The sequence below is a fragment of the Pseudomonas cyclaminis genome (assembly GCF_015163715.1).
Taxonomy (GTDB): domain Bacteria; phylum Pseudomonadota; class Gammaproteobacteria; order Pseudomonadales; family Pseudomonadaceae; genus Aquipseudomonas; species Aquipseudomonas cyclaminis.
Genome location: NZ_JADDUM010000039.1, coordinates 1 through 17220, shown reverse-complemented (window position 1 = coordinate 17220; position 17220 = coordinate 1). Strand labels below are relative to the sequence as shown.

Here is a 17220-nt window from a genome sequence, read left to right as displayed (position 1 = left end):
AACATGAAAAAAATTGCCATCATTCTTACTGCCTTGCTCAGCTTGGCGGGTTGCGGAAACGAAGATACTTCAACTTCACAGAGCGCCACGAACGCTGCGAGCAACAACACACTGACGCTGAGTGATGGCGAAAAAATTTCCCTCAGCGGCGAATTGGTCAAAACGCTTGCCAAGCCCAATGCAAAGGGCGCGTTGAAGTTGCACGAAATCAAGTTCGATTCGGGGGCTAAAGTTGCCGAGAACACTGTTTTCCATAAATTCTCAAAGTTGGGCTACACCCGAAAAGTCATTGAAAACAGTGATAAGGCGTTCAAGGTTCATTACTACAAACCTGGCCTCCCGGTCGTAGGCAGCATCTATCAGGAACAAACGACCGCCGCCGGTCAAACCAGCCAGCTCTCACTGTATTGGCAGTCAATCTGAAGAATACCGGTAGAAGCAGTGAGCCCCGCGGGGCTCCTGCAGATCGAGCACAAAGGTAATATTGGCTTATGACGTCCCCATTCAACCTACGATGATTAGACTTCAGAGAAGCATTAAATCTACTTTCGGGTGGTATTACTCGTTGGGTCGCAAGTTCTACGCCGTCACACCTGCGGCGACCCTCACCGTGCTTGCGGCGAACCTGTTCGCACAGATATTGCTGGTTCTTACATTCTTCCTGCCGATAAAAGTGCTGATCCTACTCGGGTCGGACACCGTTCCAAAATACTATCCGCTGTACCTGAAAAGCCTGCAAAAAACCCACCTTATCGTTGGGCTCAGCCTGCTCGCGCTGATCTGCTACCTGCTCTATCTGACCTGCGAATTCATCATTTCCCACCACGCGAAGAAAGGCGCGCAAACGCTGCTTAAAAACAGTGGAAAACTCACCCTGTTTGAAAATCAGCAGCAGGTGGCTTCCCAGGCTTACGCACGCTTTACCCGTGGCCTGTCGGCGGGCACTTTCGCCGCAGCTTCACTCGCCATATTGCTCTATATCTACCCGCTGCTTTTCTTTGCCACCCTTATCTACTGCACATTGGCATACTTGGGCCTCGTCAATCTCTACAACAACAAAACCTCGATCAGGCGGCTGCTTGACCAGCATCACGCGGTCACCTTGAATGCGCTGTGCTCAGTCGGTTTTCTATTCATTTTCGCCTGCATGATCGTTGATTTCCTGTACCTGTCGCCGCCCAAGATCTTCCCGGCCTTGATCTCGCTCCTGTTGATCAGACAAGGCATGTCCCGCTTCAACATCCTGCTGCAGGACATCATTGCGCTGCGCTCTCAGCACCGCCAGATCAACGCTTTGTTCTTCCACAACCAGCAACTCATAGTGGATAACGGCACCTACGCCGACAACATGACGGCACTGCTCGACAAGACCCAGCGCGACCTCTGGATGGCGACCGCAATCAGCTGTGTCACGTCTGCGGACCTCACGCTGGTCTCCACCCGCTGGCATCAGTTGGGTCGCGCGGACATCTACTCTTTTGAAGCAGAATTTGCGTCGACACACAGTGCCCAACCCGAAAAATACCTGTTCAAATTATTCGGAGAGAACAGCAAGTCACTGGCCGAGCAAGAACATACGCTGTTGAAAAACACCCCGGACGCCCCGGCCCCGCAGTTCGTCGGAAGAACCAAGGTGCAAAACCTGGACTGTCACGTCTTCAACTTTGATAACTATCGAAAGCTGTTGCATCGAGAAATCGGTAACGGCGTTGTCTCCATCAACGAACAACTGCTGTGCATTGAGCCAGCGGAATCGCTGGTCATGCGTTTCAGTCGTTCCCATCAATACCTCGAACAAAGACTTTCCCGCGACGTCATCAAGAACCTTCATATTATTTCCACACCGGAACAGGTGCCTGATATTGAACGGTTCAGTGAGCACTACGACGTTCTGATTGACGTGCTGGCTGCCTTGCCGAGGCAAATCATTTCTCAAGACACCACGTCAGACACGCTGCTCATTGACGACACGGGGACCACACACGTCAGTCACTGGGCCAGCTGGAAAATAGAGCCCGTCGGTTCAAATTGGCCTGTGGGGGAACACGCCAAACTCAAACATGCCATTGAGACTGCCAGGTTGAAGCGCCAAACCCTGGCCAATGTTCCCGCCGCCGCCATCGTGCTATGCGCATTCACTTACGCCTTTGAGCGCTTGTGCTACCGCTCGAACTTCAGCGACGCCATTGCCCTGCTACCCACCATGCTTGAGCAACTTGAGCTTCTTAAAACGTCCAGTCATGAACAGGAATAACCGCCAGTGACCCGCATCGCCATGATCGTCTGGAATGAATTCCGCAACGACGCACGTGTTTTAAAGGAAGCCCAGACGCTCCAGTCCGCCGGTCATCACGTGACGGTCTTTGCCTTGCACACACCCGGCGTCACGCAGGAGAAAGAGCGACTGGAAAACGGTACTCAGGTGGTCCGTGTCGCGCGCAGCCCGTTATGGAAGCTGCGCAAGGCCTGCACAGCAACGCCGGCAGCGGCGGCCTCGGCCAGCGGTGCAATCGGCCGCCTCAGCCCCACCCGACAAGTCCTGCGCATCGTTGCGCGGTTGTGGACCCACCTCGGCCTGCTGGCGCGGATAGCCTGGCATCGGCCGACGGTGGTGCATGCCCATGACGTCAATACCTTGCCCACGGCCTGGCTGGCGGCCAAGTTATGCGGGGCGAAGGTGGTGTATGACGCCCATGAAATCAGCACCAGCCGTGAAGGCTATAACAGCTTCCGTGGCCTGGTGGCCCGTGTGGAACGGACGTTGATGCCGAGGGTACAGGGCACGATCACCACGACCGACGCCCGCGCCAAGTTCTTTGCCCGCGCTTACGGGATCCCGCGTCCCGTGGTGCTGCAAAATCGTCCGCGCTTCACGGTCAGCCCTGCCACCGGGCGCATTCGCGAGGAACTGGGACTGACCCAGGCCTGGCCGGTGGTGATCTATCAAGGTGGGTTGCAGCAGGGCCGTGGCCTTGAACGCCTGGTTCGGATCGCCGCGACGGTGCCCGCGACTTATTTTGTGTTCGTCGGTGGCGGCCGCCTGGCCAAGCCCTTGAGCGAACTCAGCCAGGCGCTGGGCCTGACGGAACAGGTGCACTTTATCCCGACGGTTTCCCTGGCCGACTTGCCCAGCTATACGGCATCAGCGGACATCGGGGTTCAACCGATAGAAAATACCTGCATGAACCATTTCACCACCGACTCCAACAAGCTGTTCGAATACCTGATTGCCGGCCTGCCCGTGGTGGCGACCGACCTGCCGGAGATTCGACGCATTGTGCGGGCATACGGTATAGGGCTCTTGGTGCGCGACCGTGACGATGCCGCCTTGAGTGCCGCACTCAATCAACTGTCCAGCGACCCGCAGCTGCGCAAGGTGCTGGCGCAAAACGCGTCACAGGCCTCCGCTCAGCTCAATTGGGAGCAGCAGGAAGATCAGTTGTTGAACCTGTACCAAACCGTACTGGAGCGCGGGCACAGCGCCCCACGCCAATGACCCGACGCATCCTGCTCCTGAGCTTCTACTACCCGCCGGACCTGGCGGCAGGCTCGTTTCGCGTCGAAGCGCTGGCCAAGGCACTGCTGGCGCACAGTGGCGCCAACGTGCACATCGATGTGCTCACGACGCAGCCTAACCGCTACCACTCGTACAACACCCAGGCCGAGGATTTTCAGGCGGGCCCACGCTTGACGATCCGGCGCATTCGCCTGCCCCTTCACAAAAGCAGGATGGCCGATCAAGTCAGGGCGTTTACCGCCTATGCCCGTGGTGTGAACAACGCGGTCAAGGGTCAGGAGTACGACCTGATTGTCGCGTCTTCATCACGCCTGATGACCGCCGCGTTGGGCGCAGCCCTGTCATTCAGGAGTAAAACCCCGTTGTACCTGGATATCCGGGATATTTTCGTCGATACCTTGCCCGAGCTTTTCCCCGGTAAGTTTGGTCGGATGGTGACCCTGTTCTTCTCCTGGGTGGAGCGCTTCACGATCCACCAGGCCAGTCGGGTCAACCTGATTTCCCCGGGCTTCGAGGACTACTTTGTCGAGCGTTACCCAGGCCTGGCATTTTCGACGTATACCAATGGCGTCGATGACCTGTTCCTGCCGCCCTTGGGCAGCCCGCAAGTGCCCGCCCCCCACGCGAGCCGCCTTAAAATCCTGTACGCGGGCAACATAGGCGCAGGCCAGGGCCTTGAGCATATCCTGCCGGCGCTGGCGCAGAAGCTGGCGAGCAAGGCCCAGTTCTATGTCATCGGTGACGGTGGTAGCGCGGACAAACTGCGCAGCGCCCTGGCGCAGCAAAACATTACTAATGTTGAGCTGATCGCCCCGACCAAACGCTCCAACCTGATCGAGCATTACCGGCAGGCCGATATCCTTTTTCTGCATCTCAACACCTTCAAGTCCTTTCGGCGCGTGTTGCCCTCCAAACTGTTCGAGTACGCTGCCACCGGCAAGCCGATCCTGGCCGGGCTGGCCGGTTACGCCAAGCAGTTCACCACCGCCAAGATCACCAATGCCTGCGTGTTTGAACCCGGGGATATCGACGGCGCGTTGCAGGCCTTGGACCGATTGAGCCTGTCGACCGTCAACCGGACCGCGTTCAAGGAAAACTATTCCCGCAGCCTGATCCAGCACCACATGGCGCTGGATGTGCTGAGCACCCCGCGACGCATGAAAGCACCTGGCCGTATCCTGCAGCACTACCAAGAAATCAAGCGCTGGGCCTTTCTGCGCCTGGACTGGATGAGTTCACCCTGCCGATTCCCGGTCATCACCGAAGTGATGGCCGCCTCTCTGTTGGGCTAGACGAACACGGCCCTTGAACCTGCGGCTTTTTCACACGTTCTGTAAGAATAATCTTCAATATTTCGCTCTGCGTGCCGATACCCCCTGAAAGCCTTGCGGATTGAACAACCATGCGTAATAACCAACCCGTTACCCAGCGCGAACGTACCTTCCCCGCTCAGCAACGGTTGATCTCAACCACAGATGCCAAAGGCGTGATCACCTACTGCAACGACGCTTTCGTCGAGATCAGTGGGTTCACCCGTGAAGAACTGCTGCGCGCACCGCACAACCTGGTGCGTCACCCGGATGTGCCGGCGGCGGTGTTCGGGCATATGTGGACCACGCTCAAACAAGGCTTGCCATGGATGGGCATCGTTAAGAACCGCTGCAAGACGGGCGATCACTACTGGGTTAACGCCTATGTGACGCCGGTCTTCGAAGGCAACCAGGTGGTCGGCTACGAATCGGTGCGCATCAAGCCCACCGCCGAGCAGATCCGCCGGGCCGAAGCGCTCTACCAACGCATCAACCAGGGCAAGTCGGCCATTCCCCAGCGGGACAAATGGCTGCCGGTGTTGCAGGACTGGCTGCCGTTTATCCTGGTCAGCCAGTTGAGTTTCATGATCGGTGCGTCGCTCAATTCCCACTGGGGCTTTGCCCTGGCGGCAGGGTTGTCGGTGCCATTAGGCCTGCTGGGCCTGAGCTGGCAACAGCGCGGCCTCAAGCGCCTGCTGCGTTTGGCCGAGCAGACCACGTCCGACCCGTTGATCGCGCAGATGTACACCGACAGCCGTGGCGCCCAGGCGCGCCTGGAAATGTCGATCCTCAGCCAGGAAGCACGTCTGAAGACCTGTCTTACGCGCTTGCAGGACACGGCTGAGCACCTGAACGACCAGGCGGCGCAGTCCAACACCCTGGCGCACAACAGCTCCAGCGGCCTGGAACGCCAGCGCGTGGAAACCGAACAGGTGGCCACGGCGGTCAATCAGATGGCGGCGACCACCCAGGAAGTCGCCAGCCATGTGCAGCGCACGGCTGACGCCACCCAGGAAGCCAATCGCCTGACCGGTCGCGGCCGCGACATCGCCGGGGAAACCCGCGAGGCGATTCAGCGCCTGTCGGTTGCCGTGGGCGAAACGGGCGTGACCGTCACCCAGCTGGCCAAGGACAGCGACGAGATCGGCGGCGTTGTCGACGTGATCAAAGGCATTGCCGACCAGACCAACCTGTTGGCGTTGAACGCCGCCATCGAAGCGGCGCGTGCCGGCGAGATGGGCCGAGGGTTTGCCGTGGTGGCCGACGAAGTGCGCCAGTTGGCGCAGCGTACCGCCGAGTCGACCGGGCAGATCCATGCCCTGATCGCCAAGCTGCAACAAACTGCCGCCGCCGCCGTGCAAACCATGGACGCCGGGCATCGCCAGGCTGAAGAAGGTGTGGCGCGGGTGATGGAAGCGGATCAGGCGTTGGTGGGAATCAGCGAAGCGGTGGCGCACATCACTGACATGACTACGCAGATTGCAGCAGCGACTGAAGAGCAAAGTTCGGTGGCTGAAGAGATCAGCCGCAATATCAGTACGATTGCGTTGTTGGCGGACCAGACGTCGGAGCAGGCGCTGAACTCGGCGCAGTTGAGTGAAGAGCTGACGCATACGGCCAATACCCAGTACTCGCTGGTGGAGCGGTTTAACCGCTGATACCGCTATCGGGGGCAAGCCCCCTCCCACATTCGACCGAGTTCCAACTTTGGAATCTGGTCAAAATGTGGGAGGGGGCTTGCCCCCGATAGGGCCCTAAAGCCCACCCAAAAACCCAGCCACTGCCACCGCAGCAGCCTCCAAATGCTGCTCATGACTGAACCCCGACGCCTTCAACGGCTTCAAGTCATGATCCCCCGCCACCAGCCACATCACCTCGATGCTCGGTGACAGCACATACCCCTCCACCGCCGCCCGATTGCCCAATGCATCGCGCTCCCCCTGCACGATCAGCGTCGGCGTTTTCAACCCCGCCAAATGCTCGACCCGTGGTTTTTCCGGTTTGCCCACGGCATAGAACGGATAGCCCAGGCACACCAGCCCTTCTGCGCCCAGTTCATCGGCCAACAAACTGGCCATGCGCCCGCCCATGGACTTGCCGCCAATGGCCAGTTTCCCAGCGACATGACGTCGCACCTCGGCATACACCTCGCGCCAGGCTTCCAGCAGTTTCGGCGCCGGGTTCGGTGGGCGTTTGCCGCCGTCCAACCGGCGTTGAGCCATGTAGGGAAACTCGAAGCGCAACACGTTGACGCCATGCCCGGCAAGGCGTGCAGCCATATCGTTCATGAAGGATGAGTCCATCGGCGCGCCGGCGCCGTGGGCCAAGATCAGCGTCACCGGCGTACGCGCGATAGACCCTTTCGCCCCATCCCACAACCAGCCGCGCTCCCGCACACACTGCGCCCATTGATCCCCGTCAATACTGGCCTTGTGCTCTTTGCCCATGCTTGCCTCGCTATTTAGTCTGCCTATAACTCCAGCCCAAGTGCCGCACTTGCTTGGGTTGAACCGTGGATGGGGAACCATGAACACTACTTTAAGTACCGCCTATAACTACAAGGTGGTCCGCCAATTCGCCATTATGACGGTGGTGTGGGGCATCGTCGGCATGGGGCTCGGGGTTTTTCTCGCCGCCCAATTGGTTTGGCCCGCGCTCAACTTCGATTTGCCCTGGACCAGCTTTGGCCGTTTGCGCCCATTGCATACCAACGCGGTGATCTTCGCCTTTGGCGGCTGCGCCTTGTTTGCCAGCTCGTTCTATTCGGTGCAACGCACCTGCCAGACCCAACTGTTCGCGCCGAAAATCGCCGCGTTCTGCTTCTGGGGCTGGCAACTGGTCATCCTGCTGGCCGCGATCACCCTGCCGCTGGGCTACACCAGCTCCAAGGAATACGCCGAGCTGGAATGGCCGATCGACATCCTGATCACCATTGTCTGGGTGGCCTACGCCATCGTGTTCTTCGGCACGGTGATGAAGCGCAACACCAAGCACATCTACGTCGGTAACTGGTTCTTCGGTGCGTTCATCATCACCGTGGCGATACTGCATATCGTCAACAACCTGGAAATCCCGGTCAGCCTGACCAAGTCCTACAGCCTCTACGGCGGTGCGACGGATGCCATGGTGCAGTGGTGGTATGGGCACAACGCGGTAGGCTTTTTCCTCACCGCAGGCTTCTTGGGGATGATGTACTACTTCGTGCCCAAGCAGGCCGAGCGTCCGGTGTATTCGTACCGCCTGTCCATCGTGCACTTCTGGGCACTGATCACCCTGTACATCTGGGCCGGCCCGCACCACTTGCACTACACCGCGCTGCCGGACTGGGCACAGTCCCTGGGCATGGTGATGTCGCTGGTGCTGCTGGCACCGAGCTGGGGCGGCATGATCAACGGCATGATGACCCTGTCGGGCGCCTGGCATAAGCTGCGCAGCGACCCGATCCTGCGTTTTCTCGTGGTCTCCCTGGCGTTCTACGGCATGTCGACCTTCGAAGGCCCGATGATGGCGATCAAGACCGTCAACGCCCTCTCCCACTACACCGACTGGACCATCGGCCACGTACATGCCGGCGCTCTCGGTTGGGTGGCGATGATTTCCATCGGCGCGCTGTACCACATGATCCCGAAAATCTTCGGTCGCGAGCAGATGTACAGCCTCGGCCTGATCAACGCGCACTTCTGGCTGGCCACCATCGGCACCGTGCTCTACATCGCCTCGATGTGGGTCAACGGCATCGCCCAGGGCCTGATGTGGCGTGCGATCAACGAAGACGGCACCTTGACCTACTCCTTCGTCGAAACCCTGGTGGCCAGTCACCCGGGCTTCATCGTGCGGTTGGTGGGCGGTGCGGTGTTCCTCAGCGGCATGTTCCTGATGGCTTACAACACCTGGCGCACCGTGCGTTCGCCGCAGCCAGTCGAAGCCACTACCACTGCGCAGTTGGCCTGAGGAGTCTGTGATGAAACACGAAACGATTGAAAAGAACGTCGGCCTGCTGATGCTGCTCATGGTGCTCGCTGTGAGCATCGGCGGCCTGACCCAGATCGTCCCGCTGTTCTTCCAGGATGTGACCAACAAGCCGGTGGAAGGCATGAAACCCTACACCGCGCTGCAACTGGAAGGCCGCGACATCTACATCCGTGAAGGCTGTGTGCAGTGCCACTCGCAGATGATCCGCCCATTCCGCGCCGAAACCGAACGCTACGGCCACTACTCCGTGGCGGGCGAGAGCGTGTGGGACCACCCGTTCCTGTGGGGCTCCAAGCGCACCGGTCCGGACCTGGCCCGCGTCGGCGCCCGCTACTCGGACGACTGGCACCGCGCGCATTTGTACAACCCGCGCAACGTGGTGCCCGAGTCGAAAATGCCGGCCTACCCGTGGCTGGTCACGGCCCAGGTCGACAGCAGCCATACCGAGACCAAGTTGAAGGTGATGCGCACCCTCGGCGTGCCGTACACCGACGACGACATCACTGCCGCAGTGGCCAGCCTCAAGGGCAAGACCGAGATGGACGCGCTGGTTTCATACCTGCAAGTGCTCGGCACTGCCATCAAGAGCAAGAGGTGAACCATGGGATTTGAATTCGATGCGGGCACCATCCGCGGCCTTGGCACGCTGGTCGTCGCCATTGCCTTTATCGGCCTGTCGCTGTGGGTGTTCAACAACCGGCGCAATGAGGAGTTCGAGCAGGCGCGCCTGCTGCCCTTCGCCGATGAACCTTCTCCATCCGACGCTCAAGAAGCGCCTGCAACAAGGAGCAACCGGCCATGACCCTATTCTGGAGTACATGGATCTGCGTACTGACCCTCGGCAGCCTGATCGGCCTGACTTGGCTGTTGATCGGCACCCGCAAGGGCGAGACCAAAGGCAGCGTGGACCAGACCATGGGCCACGCCTTCGATGGCATCGAGGAATACGACAACCCGCTGCCCCAGTGGTGGTTCATGCTGTTCGCCGGCACGTTGGTGTTTGCGGTCGGCTACCTGATCCTCTACCCGGGCCTGGGCAATTGGAAAGGTGTGCTGCCGGGCTATGAAGACGGCTGGACGTCGGCCAAGGAATGGGACAAGGAAATGGCCAAGGCCGACACCAGGTTCGGGCCGATCTTCGCCAAATTCTCGGCCATGCCCGTGGAAGAAGTGGCCAAGGACCCGCAGGCGCTGAAGATGGGCGGTCGCCTGTTCGCCTCCAACTGCGCGGTGTGCCACGGCTCGGATGCCAAGGGCGCGTTCGGCTTCCCTAACCTGGCGGATAACATCTGGCGCTGGGGCGGTTCCGCTGAGGCGATCAAGACCACCATCCTGAACGGCCGCCACGCGGCGATGCCGGCCTGGGGTGAGATGCTGGGTGATGACGGCGTGAAGAACGTTGCCGCCTATGTCCGCCACGATTTGGCCAAGTTGCCACTGCCGGCCGACAGCACTGCCGACCTGGATGCGGGCAAAGCCGCGTTCAACACCACCTGCGTGGCGTGCCACGGGCCGGAAGGCCACGGCATGGACGTCATGGGGGCGCCGAACCTGACGCTGCCAGGCGGCTATATCTACGGCACCAGCCTGGCGCAGTTGCAGCAGACCATTCGCCATGGCCGCCAAGGCCAGATGCCGGCGCAGGAAGTGCTGCAAGGCAATGACAAGGTGCATCTGCTGGCGGCCTACGTGTACAGCCTGTCCCATCAATAGCAGCAGGACGTTTTAATCTGCAAGCTGCAAGAGAAGAGCTCCCAACTTGGATCTTGCAGCCGCTTTTTCTTGCGGCTTGCAACTTGCCGCTTATGACTGCCGCTCTGCGGCAGTTCGTCACACCCTTCCAAAGCACAACTTTCCCCCCTCGCCATTCGGGTCTACGCTTCCCCCACAGCGGACCGATTCTGGCGTACGCAACGGCTATCGTTGCGACCCCATAAATTTCCTGTCCACTCGATCAGCTTTCTATTTCTGATTTTGTCCTTACGCCAAACATGGAAAGGGCGCAGAATCTGGCGTGGAACGCATTGATCCAGGTCAGCCATTGCGTTGCAATGGCCCCTCGCTTTCTACATACTTGCGGCCGATTTTACCTATAAAAAAACCTAAACCGTGGAACCTTAGAATGAGCACAGCAATCAGTCCGACTGCTTATAACTATAAGGTAGTCCGCCAGTTCGCCATCATGACGGTGGTCTGGGGGATCCTTGGCATGGGGCTCGGGGTGTTCATCGCCTCGCAACTGGTTTGGCCGGAATTGAATTTCGACTTGCCATGGACGACCTTCGGTCGCCTGCGCCCGCTGCACACCAACCTGGTGATTTTCGCCTTCGGTGGATGTGCCTTGTTTGCCACCTCCTACTATGTCGTGCAGCGAACCTGCCAGACGCGACTGATCTCCGATGGCCTCGCCGCCTTCACCTTCTGGGGTTGGCAGGCGGTCATCGTCGGCGCCATCGTCAGCCTGCCACTGGGCTACACCACCACCAAGGAATACGCCGAGCTGGAATGGCCGATCGCCATTTTGCTGGCAATTGTCTGGGTGACCTATGGTGCGGTGTTCTTCGGCACCATCGTCAAGCGCAAGACCAAGCACATCTACGTGGGCAACTGGTTCTACGGTGCGTTCATCGTGGTCACGGCGATGCTGCACATCGTCAACCACGCGTCGTTGCCAGTCAGCCTGTTCAAGTCCTACTCGGCCTATGCCGGGGCGACGGATGCGATGATCCAGTGGTGGTACGGGCACAACGCCGTCGGATTTTTCCTGACCACGGGTTTTCTGGGGATGATGTACTACTTCGTGCCGAAACAGGCCGAACGTCCTATTTACTCGTACCGCTTGTCCATCGTGCACTTCTGGGCGCTGATCACCCTGTACATCTGGGCCGGTCCGCACCACTTGCACTACACCGCGCTGCCGGACTGGGCGCAGTCCCTGGGCATGGCGATGTCGATCATCCTGCTGGCGCCAAGCTGGGGCGGCATGATCAACGGCATGATGACCCTCTCGGGCGCCTGGCATAAATTGCGTACCGACCCGATCCTGCGTTTCCTCGTGGTCTCCCTGGCGTTCTACGGCATGTCGACCTTCGAAGGGCCGATGATGGCGATCAAGACCGTCAACTCGCTGTCCCACTACACCGACTGGACCATCGGCCACGTACACGCCGGCGCCCTCGGTTGGGTGGCGATGATCTCCATCGGCGCGCTGTACCACATGATCCCCAAACTGTTCGGCCGTGCGCAGATGCACAGCGTCGGGCTGATCAACACGCACTTCTGGCTGGCCACTATCGGCACTGTGCTCTATATCGCCTCGATGTGGGTCAACGGCATCACCCAAGGCCTGATGTGGCGTGCAATCAACGATGACGGCACCCTCACCTACTCCTTCGTCGAAGCGCTGCAAGCCAGCCATCCGGGCTACATCGTCCGCGCCCTGGGCGGTGCGTTCTTTGCCACCGGCATGCTGTTCATGGCCTACAACGTCTGGCGCACCGTGCGTGCCTCGGACCCGGCGCAAGCCGAAGCCGCCGCCCAGATCGCCGTTGTGGGAGCCCACTGATGAAGCATGAAGTAGTCGAGAAGAATATCGGCCTGCTGGCCTTCTTCATGGTCATCGCCGTGAGTATCGGCGGCCTGACCCAAATCGTTCCGCTGTTTTTCCAGGATGTGACCAACAAGCCGGTCGAAGGCATGAAGCCGCGCACCGCCCTTGAACTGGAAGGCCGCGACGTCTATATCGCCAACGGTTGTGTCGGCTGCCACTCGCAGATGATACGCCCGTTCCGCGCCGAAACCGAGCGCTACGGCCACTACTCGGTGGCCGGTGAAAGCGTGTGGGACCACCCGTTCCTGTGGGGCTCCAAGCGCACCGGCCCGGACCTGGCCCGCGTGGGCGGGCGTTATTCCGATGACTGGCAGCGTGCGCACTTGTACAACCCGCGCAACGTAGTGCCTGAATCGAAAATGCCGGCGTACCCGTTCCTCGTGGAAAACAAGCTCGACGGCAAGGACACCGCGAAGAAGATGGAAGTCTTGCGCACCCTGGGCGTGCCCTACACCGACGAAGACATCGCCGGTGCAGCCGCAGCCGTGAAGGGCAAGACCGAAATGGACGCATTGGTGGCCTACCTGCAAGGCCTTGGCACCATCATCAAAAGCAAACGGTGACCTACATGGATATCGGGATGATTCGTGGCCTGGGCACCGTTGTGGTGATGGTGGCCTTTATCGGCCTGGCGTTGTGGGTGTTCAGCCCCAAGCGCAAGTCGGAGTTTGAAGACGCGACCTTGCTGCCCTTTGCGGATGATCCCGAAGCCATCAAGCACGTCGAGCAAGCTTCTAGGAGTAACAAAGAATGACTACGTTCTGGAGTCTGTACGTCACAGTCCTCAGTCTGGGTACCATTTTCGCCCTGACCTGGCTGCTGCTGTCGACCCGCAAGGGCCAGCGCGCCGAGCAAACCGACGAGACCGTCGGCCACTCGTTCGATGGCATCGAGGAGTACGACAACCCGCTGCCCAAGTGGTGGTTCATGCTGTTCGTCGGCACCATCATCTTTGCCCTCGGCTACCTGGTGCTGTACCCCGGCCTGGGCAACTGGAAAGGCCTGCTGCCGGGCTACAACTACCTCGACAACGACAAGCAAACCCCGTTCGCCAACGGCCAGACCGGCTGGACCGGCGTGCACGAGTGGGAAAAGGAAATGGCCAGGTCGGACGCCAAGTTCGGGCCGATCTTCGCCAAGTTCGCGTCGATGCCGATTGAAGAAGTCGCCAAGGACCCGCAAGCCTTGAAGATGGGTGGCCGCCTGTTCGCCTCCAACTGCTCGGTGTGCCACGGTTCCGACGCCAAGGGTGCCTACGGCTTCCCCAACCTGACCGACGCCGACTGGCGTTGGGGTGGCGAGCCGGCGACCATCAAGGAAACCATCATGAAGGGCCGTCATGCCGTGATGCCGGGCTGGTTGCCGGTCATTCATGAAGAAGGCGTCAGCGACGTGGCCGCCTACGTGGTCACCCAACTCGACGGCCGCAAGCTGCCCGAAGGTGTGAAGGCCGACGTGGCCAACGGCGAAAAACTCTTCGCCGCCAACTGCGTGGCCTGCCACGGCCCGGCCGGCAAAGGCACCCCGGCAATGGGCGCGCCCGACCTGACCCACCCCGGCGCCTTCATCTACGGTTCGAGCTACGCCCAACTGCAGCAGACCATCCGTTTCGGCCGTCAGGGCCAGATGCCGGCGCAGGAGCAACTGCAAGGCAATGACAAGGTGCACTTGCTCGCGGCCTATGTTTACAGCTTGTCCCATGGAGACAAGAAGGCTGAGGAGCAGTAACACCTCAGGCAAAACCAGGCCCCGTACAGCGAACGCTGGCGGGGCTTTTTTATTTCTGACCACCTTGGACCAGGACCTGGGCGACCGTTGATAACCCCGAGTTGTCGTCCCTGACGCTTAAGTAGTAACGTGCCTACATTGCATCGAATAAAGGGGACTCCCCATGACCATCACCACTATTTCCAGCCGCGAATTTAATCAAGACACAAGCGGTGCCAAAAAAGCGGCCCGGCAAGGGCCGGTTTTTATCACCGATCGCGGCAAACCTGCCCATGTACTGCTAAGCATTGAGGACTACCAGAAATTGACAGGTCTCAATGCCGACATCGTGGACCTGCTGGTGATGCCGGAAGCGGCCGATATGGAATTCGAAACCGAACGTGCCGTGATCACTCATCGACCCGTGGACCTCTCTTGATGTATCTACTCGACACCAACGTAATCTCTGAACTTCGTAAACCCCAGGCGGATGCAAATGTCGTGGCCTGGGCAAAAAGTGTCATGGCGCCCCACCTGTTTATTTCAGCGATTACGTTGAAGGAATTGGAAACCGGAGTGCTGCGCATTGAGCGCCGCGACCCCACGCAAGGGAAGGTACTGCGCACATGGCTCAAGCGGCATGTGATGCCCGCGTTCGATGCCCGGATCCTGCCAATCGACGCAGCTGTCGCCTTACGCTGTGCGCGCCTGCATGTACCCGACCGCGCCAATGAAAGTGACGCGCTGATCGCTGCGACCGCCCTGGTCCATGGGCTCACGGTGGTCACGCGCAACGTCAGTGATTTCAAATCCAGCGGTGTCCCGCTGATTAATCCCTGGGACGAATGACCGTCCCACTCGCAAAAACCGACCATACTTGCCAAGTCAATTGATCCAGATCACGTACACCATCAATTGATTTCCCCCAACGCGACCAAAGGTCGCACCCTTTGCGCACTATCGGGGGCGTATCATTACGCCACTGCAACACCCCTAATTTGACCCCGGTTGGCACGTACTGGCCGAGGCAAATCTCCACCGCCGTGGGATGCAATGATGAGCGACCAAATACCGGTACATGACGTTACCCCGCCTGCCAAACACTCGACCACTACCGTCGATCTCTATGCCCCGCGTGAGAAAATCTACACCCGCGCGTTCACCGGCCTGTTCCGCAATTTGCGCATGCTCGGCGGCGCTGCGTTGTTCCTGCTCTACTTCGGCACGGTGTGGCTGAACTGGGGTGGCCACCAGGCCGTATGGTGGAACCTGCCGGAGCGTAAGTTCTTCATTTTTGGTGCGACCTTCTGGCCCCAGGACTTCATTCTGCTGTCGGGCATCCTGATCGTCGCCGCGTTCGGCCTGTTCTTCATCACGGTGTACGCCGGCCGCGTGTGGTGTGGTTATACCTGCCCGCAAAGTGTGTGGACGTGGATCTTCATGTGGTGCGAAAAAGTCACCGAAGGCGACCGTAACCAGCGCATCAAACTGGATAAAGCGCCAATGGGCGCCAACAAATTCCTGCGCAAATTCAGCAAGCACAGCCTGTGGCTGCTGATCGGCTTTGTCACCGGCATGACCTTCGTCGGCTACTTCTCGCCGATCCGCGAACTGGTGTTCGACTTCTTCACCGGCCAGGCCGATGGCTGGTCGTATTTCTGGGTCGGCTTCTTCACCCTCGCCACCTATGGCAACGCCGGCTGGCTGCGCGAACAGGTGTGCATCTACATGTGTCCGTACGCGCGTTTCCAGAGCGTGATGTTCGACAAGGACACCCTGATCGTCTCCTACGACCCACGCCGTGGCGAACTGCGTGGCCCGCGTAAAAAAGGGATCGACTACAAGGCCCAGGGGCTGGGCGACTGCATCGACTGCACAATGTGCGTGCAAGTGTGCCCCACCGGCATCGACATCCGCGACGGCCTGCAGATCGAGTGCATTGGCTGCGCCGCGTGCATCGACGCCTGCGACAACATCATGGACAAGATGGAGTACCCACGCGGCCTGATCAGCTACACCACCGAACACAACCTGTCCGGGCAGAAAACCCATAAGCTGCGCCCTCGCCTGATCGGTTACGCCTTGGTGTTGCTGGCGATGATCAGCCTGTTGGCCGCTGCGTTTTTCATGCGCTCACTGGTGGGCTTCGACGTGAGCAAGGACCGCGTGCTCTACCGCGAGAACGCCGAAGGCCGCATCGAAAACGTCTACAGCCTGAAGATCATGAACAAGGACCAGCGTGACCATACCTACGTGCTCGACGCCGCCGGCCTGCCGGATCTCAAGCTGCAAGGCCGTCGTGAGATCAAGGTGGCTGCCGGCGATATCGTCAGCATGCCGGTAGAGCTGTCGAGTGCGCCGGAACAACTGCCGTCGAGCACCAACGAGGTGAAATTCATCCTCACCGATGCCGATGACGCCAGCGTCCACATTGAAGCCAAGAGCCGATTCATCGGCCCACAAGTTCGATAAAGAGAGAACGGAACAATGCCCCTAGCCACTGCCGCAAGCCCTTGGTACAAGCACCTCTGGCCCTGGATCATCATCGGCATCCTCGCCTGCTCGGTGACCTTGACCTTGTCCATGGTGACCATCGCGGTGAACAACCCGGACAACCTGGTCAACGACAACTACTACGAGGCCGGCAAAGGCATCAACCGCTCCCTCGACCGCGAACGCCTGGCCCAGACCCTGCAACTGCGCGCCAAGCTGCACCTGGATGAACTGACCGGCGAGGTCGAGCTGAACCTCACCGGCTACAGCAACCCGAACACCCTGGAACTGAACCTGATCTCCCCGACCCAGCCGGAGAAGGACCGCAAGATCAACCTGACCCGCAGCGACAGCGAACCTGGCCGCTACATCGGCCAGGTCACCGACAAGGTCGAGGGCCGCCGCTTCGTGGAACTGCTCGGCGTGGAAGGCGACAAGACCTGGCGCCTGTTCGAAGAAGAAGAGGTCAGCCACGACAAAGACTTGCTGTTGGGGGATGAGCCGCTGCAGGGCGCCGAAGACCTGAAAAAATAAAGCCGCGCTTCGCGCATCGGGGGCAAGCCCCCTCCCACATTTTGAATGTATTCACAGATCAAAGGTGGGAGGGGGCT

18 protein-coding genes are annotated in these 17220 nt (G+C 59.6%); 17 read left to right on the top strand and 1 reads right to left on the bottom strand.

Annotation, left to right across the window (positions count from 1 at the left end):
* Positions 1–3 precede the first annotated feature (3 nt).
* From IQK56_RS06735 to IQK56_RS06715, 5 genes are all read left to right on the top strand, one after another.
* Positions 4–423, top strand: coding sequence for a hypothetical protein (locus tag IQK56_RS06735; protein WP_193863756.1), 420 nt, complete (start codon positions 4–6; stop codon positions 421–423).
* Between the two features lie 142 nt (positions 424–565).
* The gene (locus tag IQK56_RS06730) at positions 566–2254 is read left to right on the top strand and encodes a hypothetical protein (protein WP_193863757.1); all 1689 of its coding nucleotides are present in this window, start codon (positions 566–568) and stop codon (positions 2252–2254) included.
* Between the two features lie 6 nt (positions 2255–2260).
* Positions 2261–3496: a glycosyltransferase family 4 protein gene (locus IQK56_RS06725; RefSeq protein WP_341869490.1), complete on the top strand. Its 1236-nt coding sequence runs from the start codon at positions 2261–2263 to the stop codon at positions 3494–3496.
* A complete protein-coding gene (locus IQK56_RS06720) occupies positions 3493–4809 on the top strand; it encodes a glycosyltransferase family 4 protein (protein ID WP_193863758.1) in 1317 nt (438 codons plus the stop codon). The genes IQK56_RS06725 and IQK56_RS06720 overlap by 4 nt, the downstream gene beginning before the upstream one ends.
* A 110-nt stretch (positions 4810–4919) precedes the next feature.
* Entirely contained in the window at positions 4920–6485 is a 1566-nt protein-coding gene (locus IQK56_RS06715) for a methyl-accepting chemotaxis protein (protein ID WP_193863759.1), read from the top strand.
* 96 nt (positions 6486–6581) lie between these two features.
* On the opposite strand, the gene IQK56_RS06710 is transcribed toward IQK56_RS06715, so the two are convergent.
* Positions 6582–7274, bottom strand: a complete 693-nt coding sequence (locus IQK56_RS06710; protein ID WP_193864155.1) for an alpha/beta family hydrolase — start codon at positions 7272–7274, stop codon at positions 6582–6584.
* A 79-nt stretch (positions 7275–7353) separates the two neighbouring features.
* Between IQK56_RS06710 and ccoN (IQK56_RS06705) the strand changes: the two genes are divergently transcribed.
* From ccoN (IQK56_RS06705) to IQK56_RS06650, 12 genes are all read left to right on the top strand, one after another.
* A complete protein-coding gene (ccoN, locus tag IQK56_RS06705; RefSeq protein WP_099582656.1) occupies positions 7354–8778 on the top strand; it encodes a cytochrome-c oxidase, cbb3-type subunit I in 1425 nt (474 codons plus the stop codon).
* 10 nt (positions 8779–8788) lie between these two features.
* Positions 8789–9397: a cytochrome-c oxidase, cbb3-type subunit II gene (ccoO, locus tag IQK56_RS06700; RefSeq protein WP_099582657.1), complete on the top strand. Its 609-nt coding sequence runs from the start codon at positions 8789–8791 to the stop codon at positions 9395–9397.
* Between the two features lie 3 nt (positions 9398–9400).
* Entirely contained in the window at positions 9401–9601 is a 201-nt protein-coding gene (locus IQK56_RS06695; RefSeq protein WP_099582658.1) for a cbb3-type cytochrome oxidase subunit 3, read from the top strand.
* Positions 9598–10512 carry a cytochrome-c oxidase, cbb3-type subunit III gene (gene ccoP, locus IQK56_RS06690; protein ID WP_150677086.1) on the top strand — a complete coding sequence of 305 codons (915 nt, stop codon included), beginning with the start codon at positions 9598–9600 and terminating at the stop codon, positions 10510–10512. Before IQK56_RS06695 ends, ccoP (IQK56_RS06690) begins: the two co-directional genes overlap by 4 nt.
* 409 nt (positions 10513–10921) lie before the next feature.
* Positions 10922–12364 carry a cytochrome-c oxidase, cbb3-type subunit I gene (gene ccoN, locus IQK56_RS06685; protein ID WP_112196428.1) on the top strand — a complete coding sequence of 481 codons (1443 nt, stop codon included), beginning with the start codon at positions 10922–10924 and terminating at the stop codon, positions 12362–12364.
* A complete protein-coding gene (ccoO, locus tag IQK56_RS06680; RefSeq protein ID WP_003193167.1) occupies positions 12364–12972 on the top strand; it encodes a cytochrome-c oxidase, cbb3-type subunit II in 609 nt (202 codons plus the stop codon). Before ccoN (IQK56_RS06685) ends, ccoO (IQK56_RS06680) begins: the two co-directional genes overlap by 1 nt.
* A gap of 5 nt (positions 12973–12977) precedes the next feature.
* The gene (locus IQK56_RS06675; RefSeq protein WP_003175465.1) at positions 12978–13163 is read left to right on the top strand and encodes a CcoQ/FixQ family Cbb3-type cytochrome c oxidase assembly chaperone; all 186 of its coding nucleotides are present in this window, start codon (positions 12978–12980) and stop codon (positions 13161–13163) included.
* Positions 13160–14137: a cytochrome-c oxidase, cbb3-type subunit III gene (ccoP, locus tag IQK56_RS06670; RefSeq protein ID WP_099582661.1), complete on the top strand. Its 978-nt coding sequence runs from the start codon at positions 13160–13162 to the stop codon at positions 14135–14137. The genes IQK56_RS06675 and ccoP (IQK56_RS06670) overlap by 4 nt, the downstream gene beginning before the upstream one ends.
* A 163-nt stretch (positions 14138–14300) precedes the next feature.
* A complete protein-coding gene (locus tag IQK56_RS06665; RefSeq protein WP_099582662.1) occupies positions 14301–14555 on the top strand; it encodes a type II toxin-antitoxin system Phd/YefM family antitoxin in 255 nt (84 codons plus the stop codon).
* Entirely contained in the window at positions 14555–14965 is a 411-nt protein-coding gene (locus tag IQK56_RS06660; protein WP_122307477.1) for a type II toxin-antitoxin system VapC family toxin, read from the top strand. The genes IQK56_RS06665 and IQK56_RS06660 overlap by 1 nt, the downstream gene beginning before the upstream one ends.
* Before the next feature lie 207 nt (positions 14966–15172).
* Entirely contained in the window at positions 15173–16588 is a 1416-nt protein-coding gene (ccoG, locus tag IQK56_RS06655; RefSeq protein ID WP_150677083.1) for a cytochrome c oxidase accessory protein CcoG, read from the top strand.
* A 15-nt stretch (positions 16589–16603) separates the two neighbouring features.
* Positions 16604–17143: a FixH family protein gene (locus IQK56_RS06650; RefSeq protein WP_193864156.1), complete on the top strand. Its 540-nt coding sequence runs from the start codon at positions 16604–16606 to the stop codon at positions 17141–17143.
* The last annotated feature ends 77 nt before the right edge of the window (positions 17144–17220 follow it).

Coding starts and splice junctions, on each gene's coding strand:
- IQK56_RS06735 (WP_193863756.1), top strand. CDS start 4: ATGAAAAAAATTGCCATCATTCTTACTGCCTTGCTCAGCTTGGCGGGT.
- IQK56_RS06720 (WP_193863758.1), top strand. CDS start 3,493: ATGACCCGACGCATCCTGCTCCTGAGCTTCTACTACCCGCCGGACCTG.
- IQK56_RS06715 (WP_193863759.1), top strand. CDS start 4,920: ATGCGTAATAACCAACCCGTTACCCAGCGCGAACGTACCTTCCCCGCT.
- IQK56_RS06710 (WP_193864155.1), bottom strand. CDS start 7,274: ATGGGCAAAGAGCACAAGGCCAGTATTGACGGGGATCAATGGGCGCAG.
- ccoN (WP_099582656.1), top strand. CDS start 7,354: ATGAACACTACTTTAAGTACCGCCTATAACTACAAGGTGGTCCGCCAA.
- ccoO (WP_099582657.1), top strand. CDS start 8,789: ATGAAACACGAAACGATTGAAAAGAACGTCGGCCTGCTGATGCTGCTC.
- IQK56_RS06695 (WP_099582658.1), top strand. CDS start 9,401: ATGGGATTTGAATTCGATGCGGGCACCATCCGCGGCCTTGGCACGCTG.
- ccoP (WP_150677086.1), top strand. CDS start 9,598: ATGACCCTATTCTGGAGTACATGGATCTGCGTACTGACCCTCGGCAGC.
- ccoN (WP_112196428.1), top strand. CDS start 10,922: ATGAGCACAGCAATCAGTCCGACTGCTTATAACTATAAGGTAGTCCGC.
- ccoO (WP_003193167.1), top strand. CDS start 12,364: ATGAAGCATGAAGTAGTCGAGAAGAATATCGGCCTGCTGGCCTTCTTC.
- IQK56_RS06675 (WP_003175465.1), top strand. CDS start 12,978: ATGGATATCGGGATGATTCGTGGCCTGGGCACCGTTGTGGTGATGGTG.
- ccoP (WP_099582661.1), top strand. CDS start 13,160: ATGACTACGTTCTGGAGTCTGTACGTCACAGTCCTCAGTCTGGGTACC.
- IQK56_RS06665 (WP_099582662.1), top strand. CDS start 14,301: ATGACCATCACCACTATTTCCAGCCGCGAATTTAATCAAGACACAAGC.
- IQK56_RS06660 (WP_122307477.1), top strand. CDS start 14,555: ATGTATCTACTCGACACCAACGTAATCTCTGAACTTCGTAAACCCCAG.
- ccoG (WP_150677083.1), top strand. CDS start 15,173: ATGAGCGACCAAATACCGGTACATGACGTTACCCCGCCTGCCAAACAC.
- IQK56_RS06650 (WP_193864156.1), top strand. CDS start 16,604: ATGCCCCTAGCCACTGCCGCAAGCCCTTGGTACAAGCACCTCTGGCCC.